This window comes from Chitinimonas taiwanensis DSM 18899 (assembly GCF_900119825.1).
GTDB lineage: Bacteria > Pseudomonadota > Gammaproteobacteria > Burkholderiales > Chitinimonadaceae > Chitinimonas > Chitinimonas taiwanensis.
On sequence record NZ_FPKR01000016.1, the window covers coordinates 30,928 to 52,086 of the forward strand.

Below are 21,159 nucleotides of genomic sequence, written 5' to 3' on the forward strand. Positions count from 1 at the left end.
CGCAATCTGGAAAACCCGTATTTGCTACATATTCTGTGTATTTGTTGCTATTTCGACAGTGATTTCCCGGCATCACTCACAACAAAACGGGCACCTGAGCGCCCGTTTGTGAAGAAGGCCAGCCGAGAAGGCCTGGCCGGCCACTCGTCTTGCTTAGAAGCTGTGGCGCACGCCAACCGACAGAATGGCCGGGTCCTTGCCAGCGGCCGACGGCGCGCCCTTGGTGGTGCCGTTGACGAACTCGCCCTTGGCCTTTACGTCGTTCTTGATGGCGGTGTATAGACCGTAGACGGCAGTACGCTTGGACAAGGCGTAATCCACTTCCACGCCATACATGTCCACGCCATCTTGAGCGCCGCCCTTGGACTCGTCAGCCGACGCAAAGCTACCCTTCAGGGTGATCTTGTCGATCTTGTGGGTAACAGCCAGGGCATAGGTATCGACTTCCTTGGCGCCTTCGTTTTCCAGCTTGCTGTAGCCGAGGCCCAGCGTGGTGTCACCGAACTTGGCGCCACCCACCAGCTTCAGACCGGTGCGGTCCTTGCCCTTTGCTACTTCATCGGCTTGGTTTTCGTAGCCGATGCCCACGTTGAACGTGCCATCGTCGTATTCGCCCGACACCGAGAAGCGGTTCTTTTCCGAACCAGCGGCGTTGCCGGTGTAGGTACCCTTGTCCTCATCCGGTGCGTAAGAAGCGCGCATGGTGACATTGGCAAATTTTGGCGAAGTGTAGTGCAGCACATTGTTCTGGCGGGTGTGCAGATTGATGCCGGAAGCCTTGCCATTGGTGATGACTTCGGTTTGTTCGGCATTGCCCCACATCACATCGATGTTCTTGTTCAGTTGCTTGAACGGGGTGTCATGGCGGCCCAGCAGGATAGTACCGAAGTCACCCTTCAAGCCTACAAAGCTATTACGGGTAGTGAGGGAGTTATCCTCGGGCTTGGTACCATTGCTGCCAGAATCCGGGCTGACTTTGGTTTCGATCTGCCAGATGGCTTTCAGGCCATCGCCCAGATCTTCTTCGCCCTTGAAGCCGATACGCGACGAGTAGCCTTCCACCTTCATCAGCGAGGTATCGCCGTTATCGAAGGCTTCTACGCCCAGTTCCAGGCGGCCGTACAGGGTCACGCTATTGTCGGCGGCGAAAGCCGGGGCGGACAGGGCGCCGAGGACGGCGAGGGCGATCAGTTGCTTTTGCATTTGGATAAGCTCCGTTGGTTTGTAAGTCGCTGCGTTGATGCGTGGCCCGCTGCATTGCGTGGGGCGACGGAGCGCTTTATACGGAGCCAGAATGACGCGGATGTTACAAAGTCCGCCTGTTGTTGCATGGCAACATTGGGGATAACGGTCGTCTTAAAAATGAAACAGGGCGCCCATGGGCGCCCTGTGTGCGAAAGCGGTCAGGCTCAGCCGAACAGCTTGGCCAGTTCCTTGCCCGGCGAGGGCTGGCGCATAAAGGCCTCGCCGACCAGAAATGCATACACCTCGTGCTCCAGCATCAGTTCCACATCGGCCGGCGCCAGAATGCCCGATTCGGTGACCACGATGCGCTCGGACGGAATACGGTCGAGCAGCTTGAGCGTGGTCTGCAGCGTGACCTCGAAGGTGCGCAGATTGCGGTTATTGATGCCGATCAGCGGCGTCTTGAGCTTGAGCGCCTCATCAAGCTCACGCCCATCGTGCGACTCGACCAGCACCGCCATGCCTAGCTCATGCGCTAGCGCTTCCAGCTCCAGCATATGGGCGGTTTCCAGTGCGCCGACGATCAGCAGTATGCAGTCCGCCCCCATCGCACGAGCCTCGTACACCTGGTAGGCGTCGATCATGAAGTCCTTGCGGATCACCGGCAGATCGCAGGCTGCGCGGGCCGCAATCAGGTAATCGGCATGGCCCTGGAAGTATTTCTCATCAGTCAGCACCGACAGGCAGGCCGCGCCATGCGCGGCATAGTCGGCGGCAATCGCGGCAGGCTGGAAGTCAGCCCGGATCACGCCCTTGCTGGGGCTGGCCTTTTTGATTTCGGCAATCACCGCAGCATGGCCATCGGCGTACTTGTTGCGCAGGGCGGCCACGAAATCGCGCCGGTCGTCGCGCTTGGCCTCGGCGGCGGCGCGTACGTCGGCCAGCGATTGGCGCTGCTGGGCTTGCGCCACTTCTTCGGCCTTGGTGGCCAGGATCTGCTTGAGGATGTCGGACATGGGTCAGGCTTTGAAGGTTTGGGTCATGGCCACCAGCGCGTCGAGCTTCTGGCGCGCGGCACCGCTGGCGAGGGCGGCACGCGCGGCGTCGAAGCCTTCAGCCAGGGTGGGGGCGATGCCGGCTGCGTAGATGGCGGCGCCGGCATTCAGCACCACGATATCGCGGCAGGGGCCGGCTTCGTTGGCCAGCACGGCTTCCACCTTGGCTTTCGATTCCAGCGGGCCGCTGGCTTTGAGTGCGGCCGGCTCGCAGAAGGCGAAGCCATGCTCGCGCGGATCGAACACATATTCATGTACCTCGCCGTCCTTGAGTTCGGCCACCAGGGTGGTGTCGAGCAGGCTGATTTCATCCAGGCCATCGCGGCCATGCACGATCAGCACATGGCGGCTGCCCAGCTCCTTCAGCACACGCGCCTGGATGCCGACCAGGTCAGGGTGGAATACGCCCATCAGCTGGTTGTCGGCATCGGCCGGATTGGTCAGCGGACCGAGGATATTGAAAATCGTGCGCACACCCAGCTCCTTGCGGATCGGGCCGACATTCTTCATTGCGCCATGGTGATTGGGCGCAAACATAAAGCCCACGCCGACCTCATCGATGCACTGGCCGACCTGAGCCGGCGTCAGCGCCAAGTTCACACCCAGCGCTTCGAGCACATCGGCCGAACCGCTGCTGGACGACACCCCACGGTTGCCATGCTTGGCCACCTTGGCGCCGGCGGCGGCGGCCACGAAGGCGGCGGTGGTGGAGATATTGAAGGTGTGCGCGCCATCGCCACCGGTGCCGCAGGTGTCGATCAGGTGACGGCGGTCCTGTACGCTGACCTTGCTGGCCAGCTCACGCATCACGGTGGCGGCCGCCGCGATCTCGGATACGGTTTCTACCTTCACGCGCAGGCCGATCAGGATGGCGGCGGTCTGCACCGGGCTCATCTCCCCGCTCATGATCTGGCGCATGACCGACAACATCTCGTCGTAGAACAGTTCATTGCCGTCGATCAGACGGTTGAGCGCGGCTTGCGGCGTAATCATCGGTGGGGCCTGTACAGGTGGGACGGGGAAGGTGCTCGATTCTAGCCGCGTAAGGGCGGCCGACAAAGTACGGACTGATGCGCGCCATATGCCGTTTGGGCTTCAGGGCAGATGACAAAAACCGCCGCACTGCGCACGGGTAGGGCGCAGCGGGCGGCTTATCTGCGAAGCGCTTATGCCGCTTGCTGATCCGCGCGGGCCGGGGTGTTGGCCTGGGCGCGGTTGGTAGCGCTGATCAGCGCCAGAATCGATGCAGTCACGATATTGCTGTGCAGGCCAACGCCGAACACGCTGCCCTCGATGCCGGGTGCGCTGACTTCAACAAAGGCCACCGCACGCGCATCGGCGCCATGGCCGAGCGAGCGCTCTTCATACGACATCACCTTGACCGGGTTGCCCAGTGCGGCGGCGGCAGCGGCAATCGGACCATTGCCGCTGCCATGCAGGCGCTGCGACTGGCCGTTGATTTCCACTACCAGCTCGATGCCCTGCGCATTGCCGTCTTCGCGCAGATGATGGCCATGCAGACGAATCGGCTGCTGCGCGTCCAGGTATTCCTGACCAAACAGACGCCACAGCTCATCGGCACTGACCTCGGCGCCGGTGGCGTCGGTGTGCTTCTGCACCACACCGCTGAATTCCACCTGCAGACGGCGCGGCATGACCAGGCCGTAGTGGGCTTCGAGCAAATAGGCGATGCCACCCTTGCCCGACTGGCTGTTCACCCGGATCACCGATTCATAGCTGCGCCCCACATCGGCTGGGTCGATCGGCAGATAGGGCACATCCCAGCTATCGCCGTCACGACGAGCCGCGAGCCCCTTCTTGATCGCATCCTGATGCGAGCCGGAGAAGGCGGTGAACACCAGGTCGCCCACATAGGGGTGGCGCGGGTGGATGGGCAGCTGGGTGCAGTCTTCCACCGTGCGTGCCACCGCATTGATGTCGGAAAAATCGAGGCCGGGATCGACGCCCTGGGTGTAGAGATTGAGCGCCAGCGTAACCAGGTCGACATTGCCGGTGCGTTCGCCATTGCCGAACAGGCAGCCTTCCACGCGGTCGGCGCCGGCCAGCACGCCCAGTTCGGCCGCCGCCACGGCCGTGCCGCGGTCATTGTGTGGGTGCACGCTCAGCACCACGCAGTCGCGCCGGTCGAGCTTGCGGTGCATGAATTCGACCTGGTCGGCATACACATTCGGCGTGGCCGCTTCCACGGTGGCGGGCAGGTTGATGATCAGTTTCTTGCTCGGGGTTGGGTTCCAGGTGGCGATCACCGCATTGCACACCTCGAGCGCGAATTCCGGCTCGGTCTGGCTAAAGGTTTCCGGGCTGTACTGCAGAATCCACTCGGTTTCCGGGTGGGCTTCGGTCAGGGTCTTGATCAGGCTGACGGCTTCGACCGCCAGCTGTTTGACCTCGACCAGGCTCATACCGAACACCTGCTCGCGCCAGGGGCGGGCAGTGGCGTTGTACACATGCACGATGGCGCGCCGCGCGCCGATCAGCGATTCAACCGTGCGGCGGATCAGGTGTTCGCGTGCCTGGGTCAGCACCTCGATGGTCACATCTTGAGGAATGCGATCTTCCTCGATCAGCTTACGCACGAAATCGAAATCGGTCTGCGAGGCGGAGGGGAAGGCGACTTCGATCTCCTTCACGCCGATCTGCACCAGGGTCTCGAACATGCGCAGCTTGCGCTCGGCATTCATCGGTTCGAACAGCGCCTGGTTGCCATCGCGCAGATCGGTGCTCATCCAGATCGGGGCCTGGGTGATGGTCTTGCTGGGCCAGCTGCGCTCGGCCACCGGGAAGGCGGGAAAGGGGCGGTACTTGGTATTCGGGTTCTTCAACATGCTAAGCCTCGTGCTCGTCGGGTAATCGGTGTGGATGCGACGTCCTGTTTGCGCGGAAACAGAGGGCTGCCGGGCAGTCGCGAACACAGGGCCAGGCAACCGTTGCGCAGTCGTAGCAGTAGGCTGTGTAGGCGAAGCATGGTGTGAACTCCTGGGTGGTTGGTGAAGCGGAAATAGCGTAGCGAGAACGTGGCCAACCCTCGCGGGTAGCGATGCTCTTCAGGACTGGGAGTGATCAGGAAATCAGGTGCGCGAGGTGCGCAGCAGCAAACCCAGGCCCGATGAGCGAGCTAGGGATAGTCGTAGCGATAGGGTTTGCTGACGGAAGGTCATGCCCGCAACCGTAAAGGCTGGCCCAAGGTCTGGTCAAGCGCTTTTTCTTGCCAAGCTTATGCCCAAACGTTTCACTCGGCGTGGTAACGCGCTTCCAGCCAGTCCAGCAGCTGGTAGCCAGCCATGCCCAGGCCGACTGCGGCACGGCTGAAGCCTGGCCAATGCGTGGGCAGGCGCGCATGTGGCAGGGCGGCAAACAGATTGAAGCGTTCGGGGTGACCGCTCATGGCTTCCGCCACCAGCTTGCCGGCCAGGCCAGTCAGCGCCAGACCATGGCCGCAGAAGCCTTGGGCAAAGTAGATGCCCTCATCCAGGCGCCCGAAATGTGGCAGCTTGTTCAGTGGTACATCCACCTGGCCACCCCAGGCATGGGCAATGGCCACATCGGCCAGCTGCGGGAACACGCTCAGCATGCGCTGGCGCGTGTTTTCGGCCCGGTCCACCGGTAGTCCCGTGCCGCGCCCGCCAAACAGCAGGCGGTGATCGCTGCTCAGGCGAAAGTAATTGAGCACCCGGTTGCTGTCCGCCACCGCGGCCCGGCTCGGCATCAACGCGGTGGCGCGCTCGGCACCCAGTGGTTCGGTGGCGACGATAAAGCTATCCACCGGCAGGAAGTAGCGTGCCAGCTCGGGCGATAGCGTTGCGGCCGCGGTATTGACCGCAATCAGCAGCTGCTGGCAGCGCACGCTGCCCTGGGCTGTGCGCACCCGCCAGCTGTTGCCCTCGCGCTGCCAGCCCAGAACAGGCGATTGCTCGAACAGCTGCGCACCGGCCGCCTCCGCCGCTTGGGCCAGGCCCAGCGTATAGGCGAGCGGATCGAGATGCACCTCGTTAGGGTCGTACAGCGCGGCCATATAGGCCAGGCTATCGAGGTGGGCGGCAAGGGCGGGGCGGTCGAGCAGTTGGAATGCCTGGTAGCCGAATTGCATGGCCATATAGCGCTGCCAGTTGGCCAGCATCGCCTGCTGACCAGCATGGCAGGCCGCATACAGATAGCCGTTCTCGGTCAGATCGCAGGCAATACCAAAGCGCTGCACATTGTGCTTGAGCAGGCTCAGTGCCTCGCAACTCATCCCCCAGATCGCACGTGCCTTATCGAGCCCCAGCGCGCGCTCGACCACATCCATGCTGGCGGCCGTGCCCTGCAAGGCCTGACCGCCATTACGTCCCGAGGCCTGCGCACCGATGCGCTCGGCTTCCAGCAAGGTGGCACTCACGCCACGCTCGGCCAGATAGAGCGCCGCCGACACACCGGTCAGGCCGCCCCCGATGATCACTACATCGCGCTGCGCATCCTGCTGCCAGCTTGGGCGCGTAGCTTGGGCTAATTGCCGTGTTGCATACCAGGAAGGATTGATGGGTGGGTGCATAGGGGTCTGCCAATCTGGGGGGCTAAAGACGGGCAGACCCACCGTGCTTAGGTACGTGGCACTACGGGGATGCTAGGGACTTCCCGCTCAATGTAGATGAGCTTGCCAGTTCTATCGAAGACTTCCAATGCGTAAACCGGCCACTTACCCATCTGGGCCTTGGCAACGTCCGTTTTGATCCACAGCATGTGTGTATTTAGGTCGAATGAACCATCAGGATTCATAGCCGAGTTGGTTTTCACTTTATCGAATACCCAGCTTCCGCTGTTATCGCTGAATTTGCTCGGGGTGTAGGTCGCCCTCACACCACCTTCAGGTAAGCCAGGTCCTTTTACTACTGCATATGCAAATCCATCTTTGATCTTATTGTTGACTGAGTCATAGAGCTCAATCGCCATGTACTTGCAGTTTTCGAAGCAGGCAGTAGTGCTTGCGTTAGCCGGTTCAATGGACGTAAAGCCTGCCGGGTACTGATTCCCCTGTAGTAGCCATTTCCCCGCAGCATCGCGCTTGAATTGAAGGTCAACGCTGCGTTGATCCTTGTTGTTCCATGCCTTCATGCTTGACCGTTGCGCAGTGTCAAGTGCGAGGGTTAGCACGCCATCTTTGAAGCCCTGGATTTGGTAGCTGATTAACGTGCGCTTGATGCTCCTGTCGTAATCTGTGCTGGTGGAGGACGCCAAATACTCTAGGTCCTTTGCCTCATCAGCTTTGGTATGCCCATAGCTCAGATAGTCGGGGTGAAGCAGAGCCAGAATTTCCTGGCCTTGCGTGAATTCGTTCAGGCTCAGGTGTTGCTTTGCGAGCTTCACCGAAGCCGCCACTGCCTCCAGCGCCTCGCTGCTGTCCGCATCGGCCTTCAAGGTGCTATTGCCCTGGCTGCCTCGTAGGCCGTCGCTGAGCGTGGCGCCATTCAGGCGGTTGCGCAGGGTGAACTGCTTGTTGTCCGCATCGATACTGACTTCGACTGCTTCCAGTACGGCATCGAGCCCGGTCAGATCGGCAGCGAATACCTGGCGACGTAAATCGACCGAGCTGGGCACCTTGGCGGCATCCAGCAGTGGTTGAATACGCGCCTGCAGTGCGGCTTCCTGCTGGTCGAGCTGGGTCTTGCCCAGCTGGCTGAAGTTGGCTGCTGCGTAGAACTGCGCAGGCGACTGGCCGACGGCGCGGGCGACAATCAGTTCGCTCAGCGGCGTGACATTGAAGTGGCCATTGCCGTCCGCATCGGTTGCTGCCGCATGTAGCACATAGCTGGTGCCATTGGCGTCGCCCTGGGCGCGCAGCATGAACGGTGCCTTCATCTGGCTCACGTCAAAACTAAAGCTACCGTCGGCCTTGATGCCAGTGGCCTTCAGATTATTGAAGCCATCTTTGATGATGATGGTGCCTTGCAGCGGCGCACCGGCCGCAGCAATACCGCTGACGGTGGTCAATGGGGTTACCGCGACAGGGGGCGGCGTCTGGCCGCTCTCACCGCCGCCACCACAGGCACTCAGAGCAAGCATCGTAGCCAGCAAGAGGCTGGCGCGCGTCATGGGAAAATGCATTGAATATTTCTCTAAAGATTTGCTGAAAAAGTGCGCTACCCCTACCAAGGCGCTTGGCTGAGGCAGGCAAATAAAAAAGCTCCAATTCACTGACGTGGTTGGAGCAAAAGAATTTTACGATTTGATAATGTACTGAACAAGCCGTGCAGATGATTTGCGGCGGGTAAAAAATACCGCAAACCCCGCTCGAGTGATCAGGCGTAGGTCTTGAGGAAGTTGTCCAGCATCTGGTGGCCGTGCTCGGTCAGGATGGCCTCGGGGTGGAATTGCACGCCTTCGATGGGCAGGGTCTTGTGGCGTACGCCCATGATCTCGCCATCGTCGGTCCAAGCGGTAATTTCTAGGCAGTCCGGGCAGCTCTCGCGTTCGATGACCAGCGAGTGGTAGCGCGTGGCGGTAAAGGGCGAGGGCAGGTCCTTGAAGGTGCCGACGCTGAGGTGGCGGACCGGTGAGGTCTTGCCATGCATGAGTTGCTTGGCGTGGATGATCTTGCCGCCGAAGGCTTGGCCGATGGACTGATGGCCAAGGCAGACGCCCAGAATTGGGATCTGCCCGGCGAAGCGCTGGATGGCGGCCACCGAGATGCCGGCCTCGCTCGGTGAGCAGGGGCCAGGCGATACCACCAGATACTGCGGCTGCTTGGCCGCGATTTCATCCAGGGTGATCTCGTCATTGCGATACACCTGCACCTCCTGGCCCAGCTCGCCGAAGTACTGCACCAGGTTGTAGGTAAACGAGTCGTAGTTGTCGATCATCAGTAGCATGATGGCTCCAAGTTCAGCCGGCATTCATGCCGGCGCGGAAATACTGCGGCTTTTGCGGCTTTGCATGGCCGTGCAAGCGGAGGAAATAATGCGTGCTTCCCTGTTATTGCTGGGCATTCTGACACTGGCGGGCTGCGCCTCCCAGTCCGGCCCGGCGGGCACCGCGTCGCCATCGAGCGTGCTCGGCGATCTGTTCTCCGCCGACCCCAAGCTGCTGGGGACGCGCTGGGTATGGGGGGATAGCAGCACAGCCAGCGGCCGCCAGCCGGCGCCGCGCAGCGGTATCTATCTGCTCGACTTCAGCAGCGCCCAGTTCATCCGCGTCACCGCCGATTGCAACCGTGGCAGCGCCAAGTACACGCTGGATGGCAAGGCTTTCAAGGCCGGCCCGGTGGCGCTGACTCGCATGGCCTGCGCACCGGGTGGGCAGGCTGGACGTTTTACCGCCGAACTGGCCCGCGCCGAGCGGGCCGAGATCAAGGACGGTGAACTGCTGCTTAGTCAGACTGCGGCCACGGCTAGCACCATGCGTTTCCTTGCTTTGCAGAGCAGGCGCTACGAATGCGCGGGCAAGCTGAAGTTTGGCCTGGTCGACTTGCCGGGCAAGGACGTGGCGCTGGAGTTTGATGGCCGCTATTACCGTGCTGCGGCGGTTACCGTGGCATCGGGTGTGGCCTATGAGGGGCAGGGCGTGCGTTTTCATGGCAAGGGCGATGAGGCGATGCTGGACCTGGGCGAACAGGCTTTGCGTGGCTGCAAGCTGCAGCCCGGCAAGTCCTGATGGCAAGCCGGCCGTTTGATGACGGCCGGGCCAGTGCTCAGGCGTCCAGGCCCTTCTGAGCCAGCTCAGCCGCGCGCAGCACGGCACGTGCCTTGTTCTGGGTTTCCTGCCATTCCGAGGCGGGCACCGAATCGGCCACGATGCCGGCACCGGCCTGTACATACAGGGTCTTGTCCTTGATCACGGCGGTGCGCAGCGCAATCGCCACATCCATATCACCATTGAAGCCTAGGTAGCCGACCGCGCCCGAGTAGATGCCACGCTTGCTCGGCTCGAACTCGTCGATGATCTGCATCGCACGTACCTTGGGCGCGCCCGATACCGTGCCAGCCGGGAAGGTGGCGCGCAGGATGTCCATATTGCTCATGCCGGGCTTGAGCACGGCTTCCACGCTGGACACGATGTGCATCACATGCGAATAGCGTTCGACCACCCGGTCGTCGGTCACCTTGACCGAGCCGGTCTTGGCGACCCGGCCGATATCGTTGCGGCCCAGGTCCATCAGCATCACATGCTCGGCAATTTCCTTCGGATCGGCCAAGAGCTCAGCTTCCAGCGCCAGGTCTTCCTCACGCGTCTTACCGCGCGGGCGCGTGCCGGCAATCGGCCGCACCGTCACGGCACCGCCTTCGTGGCGCACCAGAATCTCGGGCGAGGCGCCGACGATATGGGTGTCACCGAGCTGGTAATAGAACATATACGGCGAGGGATTGAGCGAGCGCAGCGCACGGTACAGCGTGATCGGCGACTGCTCGAAACGCATGCTCATGCGCTGGCTGAGCACCACCTGCATGATGTCGCCATCCAGGATGTACTGCTTAGCCTGCTCGACCGCTGCCTTGAACGGACCTTCGCCGAATTCGGACTTGGCGGTGGTGGTCGGTGTCGGTTCGGTGCGCGGCAGGCGCGCCGGCTCACGTAGTTGCATGCGTAGCTCGTGCAGACGCGAGTGGGCGCGGGTAAAGGCATGCGGCTGGCTCGGGTCGGCGTACACCACCAGATATAGCTTGCCGCTCAGATTATCGAAGATGGCGATTTCTTCGCTCAGCAGCAGCTGGATATCGGGTGCGCCGATCGGATCGGGCTTCTCGCACTGGGCCAGCTTCTTCTCGATCAGCCGTATGGTGTCGTAGCCGAAATAGCCGACTAGGCCGCCAGCAAAGCGCGGCAGGTCCTGGCGTGGCGGCACCTTGAAGCGGGCCGAATAGGCTTCGATAAAGGCGAGCGGATCTCCCTCGTCGGTCTCCACCACCTGGCCGTTGGTGCTGACCTCGGTGCGCTTGCCGCGCACGGTCAGGACGGTGCGCGCAGGCAGGCCGATAAAGCTGTAGCGACCGAAGCGTTCTCCACCGACCACCGATTCCAGCAGATAGGAATACGGCGCATCAGCAAGGCGCAGGTAGACAGAGAGCGGGGTGTAGAGATCGGCCAGACCTTCCTGGACGACGGGGATGCGGTTGTAGCCTTGACGCGCGAGCGCGTCGAATTCGAGTTCGGTCATGGCGAGCTTTCCGGGCAGAGGGGTGAAATGAAAAACCGGGAGGACGCGATTAGCGCCATCGCCAGGTCAGCCCGCAGTGCTTGGAAAAAATCGTCATGGTCAAAAGGCTATGTAGCGAAACTACGAAAGGGAGTCGGCATTCTTCACGAATTCCACCGCCTCGACAAGGCTGTCGATATGGCCGTTGCACGCGAGTCCACTCACGTCCTCATAGCCATAGCGAAGCAGCAGGCAGGGGGCGCCGGCATTCACTGCCGCGTCGCGGTCAAAGTGCGAGTCGCCGATCATCAGCAGCGTGGCCGGTGCAATACCGAACTGCGCGCAGGTGTGCAGCAGCGGCAGCGGATGCGGCTTCTTCTGCGCCAGGCTGTCACCACCCAGTACCAGATCGAAGTAATGGGCGAGTCCGGTGCGTTCGAGCAGCGGCAGCGAGAAGCGATAGGGCTTGTTGGTGACCACGGCTAGTTTGAGCCCGAGCGCTTGCAGCGCGTCCAACCCGGTGCGTACGCCAGGGTAGGGCTGGGTGGTATCGGCCAGCATGCGTTCATAGTGCTGGCAGAAGGCGGCCACACCGGCTTCATGCAGCTCCGGATGCGCCTGGCCATTGCGATCATCGGTCAGCGCACGGTGTACGAGCTGGGCCATGCCGCCGCCGACAAAACTCTCCAGGCGTGCCTGCGCAAGCTCAGGCAACTGGAAATCGGCACGCATCGCATTCGCGGCGCTGGCGAGGTCGGCAATCGTGTCGAGCAAGGTACCGTCGAGGTCGAGGGCAATGGCTTGGATGGGCATGGCGGCCTAACGGAAGTCGCGAATGTTCAGGATGGCGCCGAAGCCGATGTGCTCGCTGTGCAGCAAATCGAGGATTTCGCGGCCGCATTGATCTGGGTCGCTTAGCTCGCCCTCTGCCTTGTAGCGCTGGAACTGCGCCAGCATGGGGAAGTCGTCCGGGTGCGCACGGCGTATATCGGCCTGCATGCCGGTATCCACCACACCGGGCGCGAGGGAGGCGATGCGGATGCCGTCGGCTAAGGCCGCCTGTTCCAGCCCCACGCAGCGGCTGTACATGTCGAGGCCGGCCTTGCTGGCGCAATAGGCGCTCCAGCTTGGATAGGGATTACGCCCGGCCCCTGAGCTGATATTGAGCACGCGCCTGTCACCGCGTCGGTGCTGGAAGTGGCGCAGGAAGGCGTTGCTGAGCTGCAAGGCCGCGCTCAGATTGACCGACAGGCAGTGCAGCAGCGCAGCGTCTTCATAGCGGCCCGCCGGGGCAATCGGGTCGACCACGCCAGCGTTATTGATCAGATAGACCCCATCCCAATCCAGGCTGGCTAGGGAACCGAAGACTTCCTCGGCCAGTTCGCTGACCAAGTCGGCCTGGGCCAGATCGATGGCCACGAAGCGGTAGCCAGGCATGTCGGCGCCCAGCGCGTCGAGCTCGTGGCTCTCACCGCGCCCGAGCGCGATCAGCTGTCCGCCGCGCTCAGTAATGGCGCGGGCCAGGCCCAAGCCCAGTCCGCGCGCGGCGCCCGTGACGATATAGCAGCGCATGGCTTAAACCTTGGCTAGCTCGGCGCGCATCGCGTCTATGGTCGCCTTGTAGTCGGGCGTGTTGTAGATGGCGGAACCGGCCACAAAGGTATCGGCGCCGGCGCGGGCGATCTCGGCGATATTGTCGACCTTGACCCCGCCGTCGATCTCCAGCCAGATTTCCTTGCCGGTTTTGGCCGTGTAGGCATCGATGCGGCGGCGCGCTTCGCGCAGCTTGTCTAGTGTGGCAGGGATGAATTTCTGCCCGCCGAAGCCCGGGTTTACGCTCATCAGCAGAATCATGTCCACCTTGTCCATCACATAGTCGAGATAGGACAGCGGTGTGGCGGGGTTGAACACCAGGCCAGCCTTGCAGCCGTGTTCCTTGATTAGGCCCAGGCTACGGTCGACATGCTCGCTCGCTTCCGGGTGGAAGGTGATGATATTGGCGCCAGCCTTGGCAAACATCGGGATGATGGCATCGACCGGTTTGACCATCAGATGCACGTCGATCAGCGCATCGGTACAGGGGCGGATGGCCTCGCAGACCAGCGGGCCGATGGTCAGGTTCGGCACATAGTGATTGTCCATCACATCGAAGTGAATGATGTCGGCGCCCGCCGCGATCACGTTCTGGACTTCCTCGCCCAGCTTGGCGAAGTTGGCCGACAGGATGGAAGGGGCGATGCGGAAGGTGGGTTGCGCCATGATGCGGTCTCGGTGGGAAGCAGATGGGCGGATTTTAACGGATTGCGCCCCCGTGCTGCCGAATGCCTTGCAAGCTGGTGCACGGAATACCATGCTGAGAATCGCTATCTCGGATCACGCATTTATTACCACGATGCCGGGCACGGCTTGTGGCTGGACATGAATTCGCGTGTAATTCGTCAATTCGGCAAATTATTTAAATGTCATGGGCGAATCCCGCAAGTACGAAATCTCAGTCAGTGTCAGTAGCCGATTCCTGCCCGAGCAGTCGGATGAGGCGGCCGCCCGCTTTGTGTTCGCCTATCACGTCACCATGGTGAATACCGGCACCGAAGCGGCCCAGTTGCTGACCCGCCACTGGCTGATTACCGAGGCAGATGGCAAGGTGCAGGAGGTGCGTGGCCAGGGGGTGGTGGGGGAGCAGCCTACGCTCAAACCTGGTGAGGCTTTCGAGTACACGAGCGGTGTGGCGCTCGGTTCACCGGTGGGCACCATGCGTGGCAGCTATCACTTCGTGGCCGATAACGGCCTGCCTTTCGATGCCGAGGTCGCTCAGTTCGTACTGTCGGTGCCGCGCGTCCTGCACTGATTTACGTAGGGGCCGTCCCATTTCGCAGCGAAGCAAAAAGCCCGCTTAAGTAGCGGGCTTTTTGTTACCTGATTCGTCGGCGCTTCAGTGCCAATCGTGTGCGTTGGCCTGATGATCGAGCTGCTCAGCCAATTGGCGGAATCCCGCCAGCAGGCCCAGTGCCTCGTCAAGATAAGCACCATCACCCTGGCGCAGCAGGCATTCGCGCCAACGGTGGGCTAGGCGGTCGTCCAGATGGCGCGACCAGGAGAAGCGCGGGTCGAGAAAGATCGCTTCGCTGGCCGGCTGATCGCTGCTACCCACGCCACCGGGCTGCATGCGCCGGATCGAGGCGTGCAGCTGTGGGCAGAGAATCAGATCGAAGTACAGCCGTTCGAACGCGCTGTCCGGCAGTGACTCGCAATCAGCCAGCTCCACCAGGCGAGCCCGAAAAGCTTCTGGCAGGCCAAGTGGCAAGGGGTGGGGCAGGCGTTGCTGTGCGGTGCTGAGCGGCAGGCCAAGCAGAGCCTGCAGGGGTGGGTAAAAGCTGATCGCGGCATTCATGCTGCTTCTCCGGTGCGTGATGCATCCGATTAAGCAACTAGCAGGCCAAGCTGCTGAATTAATTTGGGAAAGCCGCGCCCTGCACCGTCAGCAAGCCCTGATAGCCCGGCCAGGCCTGCTGTTGCACGGCATGCCAGGGCAGGGCGTCGCGCTGCTGGAAGCGGTGCAGCTTGCCTAGACTGCTCAGCTCGTGGCCCTGGGCTTGCCAGGCGGCAAACAGTTGCGCCAGCAGCGGCAAGCGTTTGCCGCCATCGGCGCTGAGCTGGATGGTGAACACATGCCCGGTCAGCGGCACGCTTTGGGTGAGCTTGAGCAGGTGTTCAACTGCCCCCTGCTCATCGCACCCCTCGGCGCCAATCAGCTCGGATAGCGTTGGCAGGGTGGTGGGCAGTTGCGCCAGATTGACTGGTTCGCCCTCCACCACGGCCAGATGCGGGCGGCTGCCACGGCTAGCGCTCAGATAATCAAAGCCCAGCCTTTGCGCAAGCCGGAAGGCCGCCCGGTTGCTGCGCCATTGCGGCAGGGCCAGGCCCTTAGCGCGCTCGCCAAACAGCTGCTCGAAGGCGAACAGGCCGGCCTTCAGTTCCTCCTCCACCCAGGCCTCGCTGGCGCCGGCGATCTCGCGCACCCAGCTCACCCTATCCCAGGCCAACAGGCCGGTCTCGAAGCCGGCTGCTGCAATCGATTGCAATGCCTGCTTGGCCTCTTTGTGCAGCTGCGGCGCCGGCATTAGCAGGCCATACAGGCGTGCCATGCCCTTGGGGCCGGCCTGCTTGCGATTCAGTTGGCGCTGCAGCTTGCTCTCACCCACCTGGAACAGCGGACCACCGCTGCGTGCCGCGCGGTCCGGGCCGAGGTTGATGAAGAAGCTCGCCTCGGCGCCCGTGGTCTGAAGGGCGGTAAGCAGGCTAGGCAGCGCATGGTGGGCTGCGGCAAGGCTGTCCACCTCGACCCGCAAGGCAAGCAACATGAATGATCTCCCCAAGGAATGGTGGTTTTACGAGGCGCGCTATTGTCCTTGCTCCGCGCCCGCCCCACAAGCCAGCCGTGCCGGAATGTAAATGGCGTTGCTTATCTTTTGACTTATACAACTTGTCTATTTGTACAGTTTTATGTAGTGTACAAATACTGAATTAATTGCGGTGCGCAACTTTGTTCAGTGCCGATATCGCTGTAGGTCATTCGCTCAACTGATCAGGAGATAGTCATGAAAAAAGCTGCTGCATTGCTGGCGCTGCTGGCGCCGGTCTTCTTGCTTTCCGCGTGCAACGATGACGACGATCCGCCGCCCGAGGCCAAGGCCTATGTGCGCGTTGTCCATGCTTCGCCGGATGCGCCAGCGGTAGATGTGACGCTGGATGGTGCTGCTGTGGTCAGTGGGGCGGCTTTCAAAGCGGCAACCGGCTTTGCGACAACAACGGCTGGCGCGCATGCGATCAAGGTCAATGTGGCGGGCAGTGCCACAACCGTTCTCAGTGCGAATCCAACGCTGACGAAGGATCGCTACTACACGGTATTTGCAGCGAACAAAGGGGCGAGCCTCGAGCCATTGGTGGTCGAGGAGGATGGCGTGGCACCCACTGCCGGTAATATCAAGCTGCGTGTCGTGCATGCGGCACCGTCGGCGCCGAATGTGGATGTGTATGTGACCGCGCCTGGCGCCGCACTGGGCACGGCGACGCTGAGCAATGTCGCCTTCAAGGGCGTATCCGATGCCCTGCAGGTGCCGGCCGGTGACTATCGTGTTCGGGTGACGCCGACAGGCAGCAGCACCGTTGTATATGACTCGGGAACCTTGAGTCTGGCTGCGGGTGCCAATCTAGTGGCTGCGGCCGTGGATGCCAGCACGGGCAATTCCCCGGTGTCGCTGCTGGTGCTGACCCGCGATGCGGCCGCGCCGGTGTTCGAAGTGAGTGACAAGCAGGCCAAGGTGCGCGCGGTGCATGCCTCGCCCGATGCGCCGGCGGTAGATATCCTGGTCGATGATGCCGAAGTGGCTGGCGATGTGAGTTTCCCGGCCGATACCGGCTATCTCAGCCTGCTGGCCAAGACCTACAACTTCAAGGTGAATGCCGCTAACACTGCCACCTCGGTCATTGATGCGGACGTCCCGCTGGAAGCCGGCAAGCGTTACAGCGTGATTGCGGCCAATCTGCTGGCCAGCATCGAGCCTCTGGTCTTGGATGACACGACCGCGACCCCGGCTGCCGGCAAGGCCAAGCTGCGCATCGTGCACCTGTCGCCGGATGCTGGCCTGGTTGATGTGTTGGCCAATGATGCGGAACTGGCTGGCGATGTGGCCTTCAAGGACGCAACGGGTTATCTGGAAGTGGATGCCGGCGACTATGCGGTGAAGGTGAATGCGGCGGGTACGGCGACCACGGCCATCTCGGGCAATGTTACCCTGCTGTCGGGCAAGATCTATAGCGTGTATGCCGTGGGCAGTGCAGCGGGCGGCGCAACGAACCCGCTAGATCTGAAGGTGCTGACCGATAACTGAGTTGGTACGTCGATGTTGGCAAACAGGCTCGCCTTGGCGAGCCTGTTTGTTTTCAGGACTTGGGGCCGCGCAGCAGAATCAGCAAGGCGCCGGCGCCACCTGCTTGTTCTTCCGGCTCGCAGAAAGCCTGCACCTCGTCGCGTTGCACCAGCCAGTTGCGCAACTTGTGCTTAAGCACCGGCTCGCCTTGCCGCGAGCCCAGGCCCTTGCCATGCACGATGCGCACGCAGCGCCGCCGGGTATTCACACAACGAAGGATAAAGCTGCCGACCGCTGCGCGCGCGGCATCGCTATCCATGCCGTGCAGATCGAGCTCGCCCTGGATGGGCCAGTGGCCGCGTCTGAGTTTGCGCAGGGTATCGAGCTTCTGGCCGCTGCGTACGAATAGCTTGGCTGTGTCGCCACTCTGTCCATCCCAAGGCCAGAAATCGCTCATGAAATCCTGCCTGTCCTGCTCGCTGATATCTGGCTGCTTGAGTGGCCAAGGCGGAGTAGGCTTGCCTGGATGCGGGTAGGGCAGGGCGCGCTGCAGCGGCGTGACGTCGCGCATCGCCTCGCGCAGCAGCTGTTGCTCGTCGGGTGCCGGCTTGGTCTTGCTGGGTGTGCGGCTCGCGCTGGCAGGAATGGCGCGGGCTTTGATCAGCGGCTTGAGCAAGCTGGCAAGATGGGTTTTCGGGCGCGACATGGCGATGACGAAAGGCGTGGACGGAAAAACAAAAACGGCATACCGGAGTATGCCGTTGATTTACTGCAGTCAGTCGGACCGGCCTATTTACTTCAGGGTGTCGAGATACTTGTCGGCATCCAGTGCGGCCTGGCAGCCGGTGGCGGCGCTGGTGATGGCCTGGCGGTAGATATGGTCCTGCACATCGCCCGCGGCAAACACGCCGGGAATACTGGTGCTGGTGGCACCGCCCTGATTGCCACCCTTGGTGATGATGTAGCCGTTTTCCATCTCCAGCTGACCGGCAAAGATATCGGTATTCGGCTTATGGCCAATGGCGATAAAGCAGCCGGTCACTTCCAGGTTCTGGGTCGAGCTATCCACGGTGGATTTGACGCGGATGCCGTTCACGCCGCTATCGTCGCCCAGCACTTCGTCCAGCGTGCTGTTCAGTTGCAGGCTGATCTTGCCTGACTCAACCTTCTCCATCAGGTGATCGATCAGGATCTTCTCGGCGCGGAAGGTATCCCGGCGATGCACAAGGGTGACATGGCTGGCGATATTGGCCAGGTAAAGCGCCTCTTCCACGGCGGTATTGCCGCCGCCGACCACGGCAACCTTCTGGTTGCGGTAGAAAAAGCCGTCGCAGGTCGCGCAGCCCGACACGCCGCGGCCCATGAAGGCTTCTTCGGACGGCAGGCCCAGATACTGCGCCGAGGCGCCGGTGGCGATGATCAGTGCGTCACAGGTGTACTCGCCGGCATCGCCAATCAGGCGGATCGGCTTTTCCTGCAGTTTGGTGGTGTGGATATGGTCGAACACGATTTCCGTGCCGAAGCGGCGCGCGTGCTTCTCAAAGCGCTGCATCAGTTCCGGGCCTTGCACGCCGTCGGCGTCGGCTGGCCAGTTGTCCACTTCGGTCGTCGTCATCAACTGGCCGCCCTGTGCCAGACCCGTGACCAGCAGGGGCTTGCGATTGGCGCGTGCGGCATACACGGCGGCTGTGTAGCCGGCCGGGCCGGAGCCGAGAATGAGTAGACTGCTGTGGGTGACCTTGGACATAACGGTTTCCTTTATCGCTGTACGCGCTGGTGTGAGGCAGGGTGTTGCAAAGCGGGGTTGCCCGGCGAAGGGAGGTTTCGACCCGGCAGTCCTGCTTGCGTTCGCCATAGTATAAATCGGTGTTTGTTGCGCGCTTAAATTGATTGTTTCAATGCAGCTTATAGCGACCGTGCCGGGTTCATGCCGTGCCGGTCCCGGTGGATGAAACGCGCAATGCGCGGGACAGTGTGTCGAGAAGTCGGTGCTGCTTGAGTAAAAAGCGTTAATCGGCTTACAATAGCGGGCTTCCCAATTCCGGGAAGTAAATCTCCCGCTCACGCGAGCCAGGGTGCAGCAGTCCAAATCAAGGGCGCTGTGTCGGTCGTGAGCGGTAAGACCCTAACCCTCGCTTGGAGTTATCTCATGTCCGTTAGCATGCGCGAAATGCTGGAAGCCGGTGTTCACTTCGGCCACCAAACCCGTTACTGGAACCCGAAGATGGCCCCGTTCATCTTCGGTCATCGCAACAAGATCCACATCATCAACCTGGAAAAGTCCCTGCCGATGTTCGAGCAGGCACTGACCTATGTTCGTCGTCTGACCGCCAACAAGGGCAGCGTGCTGTTCGTTGGTACTAAGCGTCAGGCTCGCGAGATCGTCCAGGAAGAAGCCCTGCGCGCTGGCGCACCGTTTGTTGATCACCGCTGGCTGGGTGGCATGCTGACCAACTACAAGACGGTCAAGCAATCGATCAAGCGTTTGAACGACCTGCAAGCCACGCTGGCTGATGCCAACAATGGCCTGTCCAAGAAAGAAACCCTGATGCTGAGCCGCGAAGTCGAGAAGCTCGAGCGCTCGCTGGGTGGTATCAAGGATATGAACGGCCTGCCGGACGCTATCTTCGTGGTCGACGTTGGCTATCAGAAGGGCACCATCGTTGAAGCCAAGAAGCTGGGCATTCCGGTCATTGGCGTGGTGGATACCAACAACTCGCCGGAAGGCATCGACTACGTGATCCCGGGTAACGATGACTCGGCACGTGCGATCCGTCTGTACGCTCGTGGTGTGGCTGATGCCATCCTCGAAGGCCGTGCCCAGGCTATCCAGGAAATCGTTGCTGCCGCTGCTGCTGCCCAAGCTGCTTAATACGGCTGCAATCTGATTTTCCGAAAAAGGGGCGCAAGCCCCTTTTTCTTAGTCTTTACCGAATTTACTGATCAAGGAGTACCAAGATGGCTGAAATCACTGCAAAGATGGTTGGCGAGCTGCGCGAAATGACCGGCCTGGGCATGATGGATTGCAAGAAGGCCCTGGTTGAAGCAAATGGCGATCTGAAGGCGGCTGAAGAAGCACTGCGCATCAAGTCGGGTAACAAGGCTTCCAAGGTGGCTGGCCGTACCGCCGCTGAAGGTACCGTGGCTGCCTTCGTCAAGGGTGGTGTTGGCGCCCTGGCGGAAATCAACTGCGAAACCGACTTCGTGGGCAAGGACGCTGGCTTCCTGGCTTTCGCTGCTGCCGCTGCCGAAGCCATCGTGACCGGCAATCCGGCCGATGTGGAAGCACTGGGCAATGTGAAGACTGCTTCCGGCGAAACCGTGGAAGAGCTGCGCAAGGCCATCATCGCCAAGCTGGGCGAGAACATCAACGTGCGTCGCTTCACCCGCATCGAAACCGACGGCCTGCTGGCTACCTATCTGCACGGCTCCAAGATTGGTGTGGTGGTGGATCTGGTTGGTGGCAATGAGGCACTGGGCAAGGATATCGCCATGCACATCGCCGCTTGCAAGCCGAAGTCGCTGGATGCCTCGGGCGTGGATGCCGAGCTGATCGCCACCGAGCGTCGCGTGGCCATCGAGCGTGCCAAGGAAGCCGGTAAGCCGGAAGCCATGTGGGACAAGATTGCCGAAGGCACCGTGCAGAAGTTCCTGAAGGAAGTGACCCTGCTGAGCCAGCCTTTCGTCAAGGATGACAAGCAGACCATCGAACAGCTGCTGAAGGCCAATGGCGCCAGCATCAAGTCCTTCACCATGTATGTGGTGGGCGAAGGCATTGAGAAGAAGGTTGTCGACTTCGCTGCTGAAGTGGCTGCTGCTGCCAAGGTTTAAGTTGTACCCGTTGTAAAAGGCAACCGTCCGGGGCGACCCGGGCGGTTGTTTTGCAAGTAAGGGTCGGAAATGCACCGACCCAGGTCTGGAAAGG

The 21,159-nt window shown here is 61.3% G+C and carries 20 protein-coding genes; 5 read left to right on the forward strand and 15 right to left on the reverse strand.

Annotation, left to right across the window (positions count from 1 at the left end; translation table 11 throughout):
• Nucleotides 1-153 precede the first annotated feature (153 nt).
• From BT173_RS17640 to BT173_RS17670, 7 genes are all read right to left on the reverse strand, one after another.
• A complete protein-coding gene (locus BT173_RS17640; protein ID WP_072429995.1) occupies nucleotides 154-1,203 on the reverse strand; it encodes a porin in 1,050 nt (349 codons plus the stop codon).
• Nucleotides 1,204-1,409: 206 nt separating this feature from the next.
• The gene (trpC, locus tag BT173_RS17645; protein WP_072429996.1) at nucleotides 1,410-2,201 is read right to left on the reverse strand and encodes an indole-3-glycerol phosphate synthase TrpC; all 792 of its coding nucleotides are present in this window, start codon (nucleotides 2,199-2,201) and stop codon (nucleotides 1,410-1,412) included.
• Between the two features lie 3 nt (nucleotides 2,202-2,204).
• Nucleotides 2,205-3,233: an anthranilate phosphoribosyltransferase gene (gene trpD / locus BT173_RS17650; RefSeq protein ID WP_072429997.1), complete on the reverse strand. Its 1,029-nt coding sequence runs from the start codon at nucleotides 3,231-3,233 to the stop codon at nucleotides 2,205-2,207.
• A 173-nt stretch (nucleotides 3,234-3,406) separates the two neighbouring features.
• Entirely contained in the window at nucleotides 3,407-5,086 is a 1,680-nt protein-coding gene (gene leuA, locus BT173_RS17655) for a 2-isopropylmalate synthase (RefSeq protein WP_072429998.1), read from the reverse strand.
• A gap of 404 nt (nucleotides 5,087-5,490) precedes the next feature.
• Complete coding sequence (locus BT173_RS17660; protein WP_072429999.1) at nucleotides 5,491-6,789, reverse strand: NAD(P)/FAD-dependent oxidoreductase; 1,299 nt, start codon at nucleotides 6,787-6,789, stop codon at nucleotides 5,491-5,493.
• A 47-nt stretch (nucleotides 6,790-6,836) separates the two neighbouring features.
• Nucleotides 6,837-8,327 carry an Ig-like domain-containing protein gene (locus BT173_RS17665; protein ID WP_072430000.1) on the reverse strand — a complete coding sequence of 497 codons (1,491 nt, stop codon included), beginning with the start codon at nucleotides 8,325-8,327 and terminating at the stop codon, nucleotides 6,837-6,839.
• 206 nt (nucleotides 8,328-8,533) lie between these two features.
• Nucleotides 8,534-9,103: an aminodeoxychorismate/anthranilate synthase component II gene (locus BT173_RS17670; protein ID WP_072430001.1), complete on the reverse strand. Its 570-nt coding sequence runs from the start codon at nucleotides 9,101-9,103 to the stop codon at nucleotides 8,534-8,536.
• Between the two features lie 88 nt (nucleotides 9,104-9,191).
• On the opposite strand from BT173_RS17670, the gene BT173_RS17675 reads away from it, so the two are divergent.
• Complete coding sequence (locus tag BT173_RS17675) at nucleotides 9,192-9,884, forward strand: META domain-containing protein (RefSeq protein ID WP_072430002.1); 693 nt, start codon at nucleotides 9,192-9,194, stop codon at nucleotides 9,882-9,884.
• A 37-nt stretch (nucleotides 9,885-9,921) separates the two neighbouring features.
• On the opposite strand, the gene trpE is transcribed toward BT173_RS17675, so the two are convergent.
• From trpE to rpe, 4 genes are all read right to left on the reverse strand, one after another.
• Nucleotides 9,922-11,385, reverse strand: a complete 1,464-nt coding sequence (trpE, locus tag BT173_RS17680; protein ID WP_072430003.1) for an anthranilate synthase component I — start codon at nucleotides 11,383-11,385, stop codon at nucleotides 9,922-9,924.
• Nucleotides 11,386-11,505: 120 nt separating this feature from the next.
• A complete protein-coding gene (locus BT173_RS17685) occupies nucleotides 11,506-12,177 on the reverse strand; it encodes a phosphoglycolate phosphatase (RefSeq protein WP_072430004.1) in 672 nt (223 codons plus the stop codon).
• Nucleotides 12,178-12,183: 6 nt separating this feature from the next.
• Nucleotides 12,184-12,936: an SDR family NAD(P)-dependent oxidoreductase gene (locus BT173_RS17690; RefSeq protein WP_072430005.1), complete on the reverse strand. Its 753-nt coding sequence runs from the start codon at nucleotides 12,934-12,936 to the stop codon at nucleotides 12,184-12,186.
• Between the two features lie 3 nt (nucleotides 12,937-12,939).
• Entirely contained in the window at nucleotides 12,940-13,623 is a 684-nt protein-coding gene (gene rpe / locus BT173_RS17695) for a ribulose-phosphate 3-epimerase (protein WP_072430006.1), read from the reverse strand.
• A gap of 205 nt (nucleotides 13,624-13,828) precedes the next feature.
• On the opposite strand from rpe, the gene apaG reads away from it, so the two are divergent.
• Nucleotides 13,829-14,212, forward strand: a complete 384-nt coding sequence (apaG, locus tag BT173_RS17700) for a Co2+/Mg2+ efflux facilitator ApaG/CorD (RefSeq protein WP_072430007.1) — start codon at nucleotides 13,829-13,831, stop codon at nucleotides 14,210-14,212.
• 84 nt (nucleotides 14,213-14,296) lie between these two features.
• On the opposite strand, the gene BT173_RS17705 is transcribed toward apaG, so the two are convergent.
• Both BT173_RS17705 and BT173_RS17710 read right to left on the reverse strand, forming a co-directional pair.
• A complete protein-coding gene (locus BT173_RS17705; protein WP_072430008.1) occupies nucleotides 14,297-14,755 on the reverse strand; it encodes a hypothetical protein in 459 nt (152 codons plus the stop codon).
• Between the two features lie 58 nt (nucleotides 14,756-14,813).
• On the reverse strand, nucleotides 14,814-15,725 hold the full coding sequence (locus tag BT173_RS17710) for a polysaccharide deacetylase family protein (RefSeq protein ID WP_072430009.1): 912 nt from the start codon (nucleotides 15,723-15,725) through the stop codon (nucleotides 14,814-14,816).
• A gap of 237 nt (nucleotides 15,726-15,962) precedes the next feature.
• Here BT173_RS17710 and BT173_RS17715 point away from each other — a divergent pair, with 237 nt between their 5' ends.
• Nucleotides 15,963-17,255, forward strand: a complete 1,293-nt coding sequence (locus BT173_RS17715; protein WP_072430010.1) for a DUF4397 domain-containing protein — start codon at nucleotides 15,963-15,965, stop codon at nucleotides 17,253-17,255.
• 52 nt (nucleotides 17,256-17,307) lie between these two features.
• Here the strand turns inward: BT173_RS17715 and BT173_RS17720 are convergent, their stop codons facing one another.
• Nucleotides 17,308-17,940 (reverse strand): Smr/MutS family protein, encoded by a 633-nt coding sequence (locus BT173_RS17720; protein ID WP_084658834.1) that lies wholly within the window; start codon nucleotides 17,938-17,940, stop codon nucleotides 17,308-17,310.
• Nucleotides 17,941-18,027: 87 nt separating this feature from the next.
• The gene (gene trxB, locus BT173_RS17725) at nucleotides 18,028-18,981 is read right to left on the reverse strand and encodes a thioredoxin-disulfide reductase (RefSeq protein ID WP_072430011.1); all 954 of its coding nucleotides are present in this window, start codon (nucleotides 18,979-18,981) and stop codon (nucleotides 18,028-18,030) included.
• Nucleotides 18,982-19,383: 402 nt separating this feature from the next.
• On the opposite strand from trxB, the gene rpsB reads away from it, so the two are divergent.
• Nucleotides 19,384-20,106: a 30S ribosomal protein S2 gene (gene rpsB / locus BT173_RS17730; RefSeq protein WP_072430012.1), complete on the forward strand. Its 723-nt coding sequence runs from the start codon at nucleotides 19,384-19,386 to the stop codon at nucleotides 20,104-20,106.
• Nucleotides 20,107-20,192: 86 nt separating this feature from the next.
• Nucleotides 20,193-21,065, forward strand: coding sequence for a translation elongation factor Ts (gene tsf, locus BT173_RS17735; RefSeq protein ID WP_072430013.1), 873 nt, complete (start codon nucleotides 20,193-20,195; stop codon nucleotides 21,063-21,065).
• The last annotated feature ends 94 nt before the right edge of the window (nucleotides 21,066-21,159 follow it).

Bases quoted from the DNA above. Each gene is read 5' to 3' on its own strand.
- trpD (WP_072429997.1), bottom strand. From the start codon at position 3,233: ATGATTACGCCGCAAGCCGCGCTCAACCGTCTGATCGACGGCAATGAA.
- rpe (WP_072430006.1), bottom strand. From the start codon at position 13,623: ATGGCGCAACCCACCTTCCGCATCGCCCCTTCCATCCTGTCGGCCAAC.
- BT173_RS17640 (WP_072429995.1), bottom strand. From the start codon at position 1,203: ATGCAAAAGCAACTGATCGCCCTCGCCGTCCTCGGCGCCCTGTCCGCC.
- trpE (WP_072430003.1), bottom strand. From the start codon at position 11,385: ATGACCGAACTCGAATTCGACGCGCTCGCGCGTCAAGGCTACAACCGC.
- BT173_RS17715 (WP_072430010.1), top strand. From the start codon at position 15,963: ATGAAAAAAGCTGCTGCATTGCTGGCGCTGCTGGCGCCGGTCTTCTTG.
- BT173_RS17660 (WP_072429999.1), bottom strand. From the start codon at position 6,789: ATGCACCCACCCATCAATCCTTCCTGGTATGCAACACGGCAATTAGCC.
- BT173_RS17705 (WP_072430008.1), bottom strand. From the start codon at position 14,755: ATGAATGCCGCGATCAGCTTTTACCCACCCCTGCAGGCTCTGCTTGGC.
- BT173_RS17665 (WP_072430000.1), bottom strand. From the start codon at position 8,327: ATGACGCGCGCCAGCCTCTTGCTGGCTACGATGCTTGCTCTGAGTGCC.
- rpsB (WP_072430012.1), top strand. From the start codon at position 19,384: ATGTCCGTTAGCATGCGCGAAATGCTGGAAGCCGGTGTTCACTTCGGC.
- trpC (WP_072429996.1), bottom strand. From the start codon at position 2,201: ATGTCCGACATCCTCAAGCAGATCCTGGCCACCAAGGCCGAAGAAGTG.
- BT173_RS17720 (WP_084658834.1), bottom strand. From the start codon at position 17,940: ATGTCGCGCCCGAAAACCCATCTTGCCAGCTTGCTCAAGCCGCTGATC.
- trxB (WP_072430011.1), bottom strand. From the start codon at position 18,981: ATGTCCAAGGTCACCCACAGCAGTCTACTCATTCTCGGCTCCGGCCCG.
- tsf (WP_072430013.1), top strand. From the start codon at position 20,193: ATGGCTGAAATCACTGCAAAGATGGTTGGCGAGCTGCGCGAAATGACC.
- BT173_RS17710 (WP_072430009.1), bottom strand. From the start codon at position 15,725: ATGTTGCTTGCCTTGCGGGTCGAGGTGGACAGCCTTGCCGCAGCCCAC.
- BT173_RS17670 (WP_072430001.1), bottom strand. From the start codon at position 9,103: ATGCTACTGATGATCGACAACTACGACTCGTTTACCTACAACCTGGTG.
- BT173_RS17685 (WP_072430004.1), bottom strand. From the start codon at position 12,177: ATGCCCATCCAAGCCATTGCCCTCGACCTCGACGGTACCTTGCTCGAC.
- BT173_RS17675 (WP_072430002.1), top strand. From the start codon at position 9,192: ATGCGTGCTTCCCTGTTATTGCTGGGCATTCTGACACTGGCGGGCTGC.
- apaG (WP_072430007.1), top strand. From the start codon at position 13,829: ATGGGCGAATCCCGCAAGTACGAAATCTCAGTCAGTGTCAGTAGCCGA.
- BT173_RS17690 (WP_072430005.1), bottom strand. From the start codon at position 12,936: ATGCGCTGCTATATCGTCACGGGCGCCGCGCGCGGACTGGGCTTGGGC.
- leuA (WP_072429998.1), bottom strand. From the start codon at position 5,086: ATGTTGAAGAACCCGAATACCAAGTACCGCCCCTTTCCCGCCTTCCCG.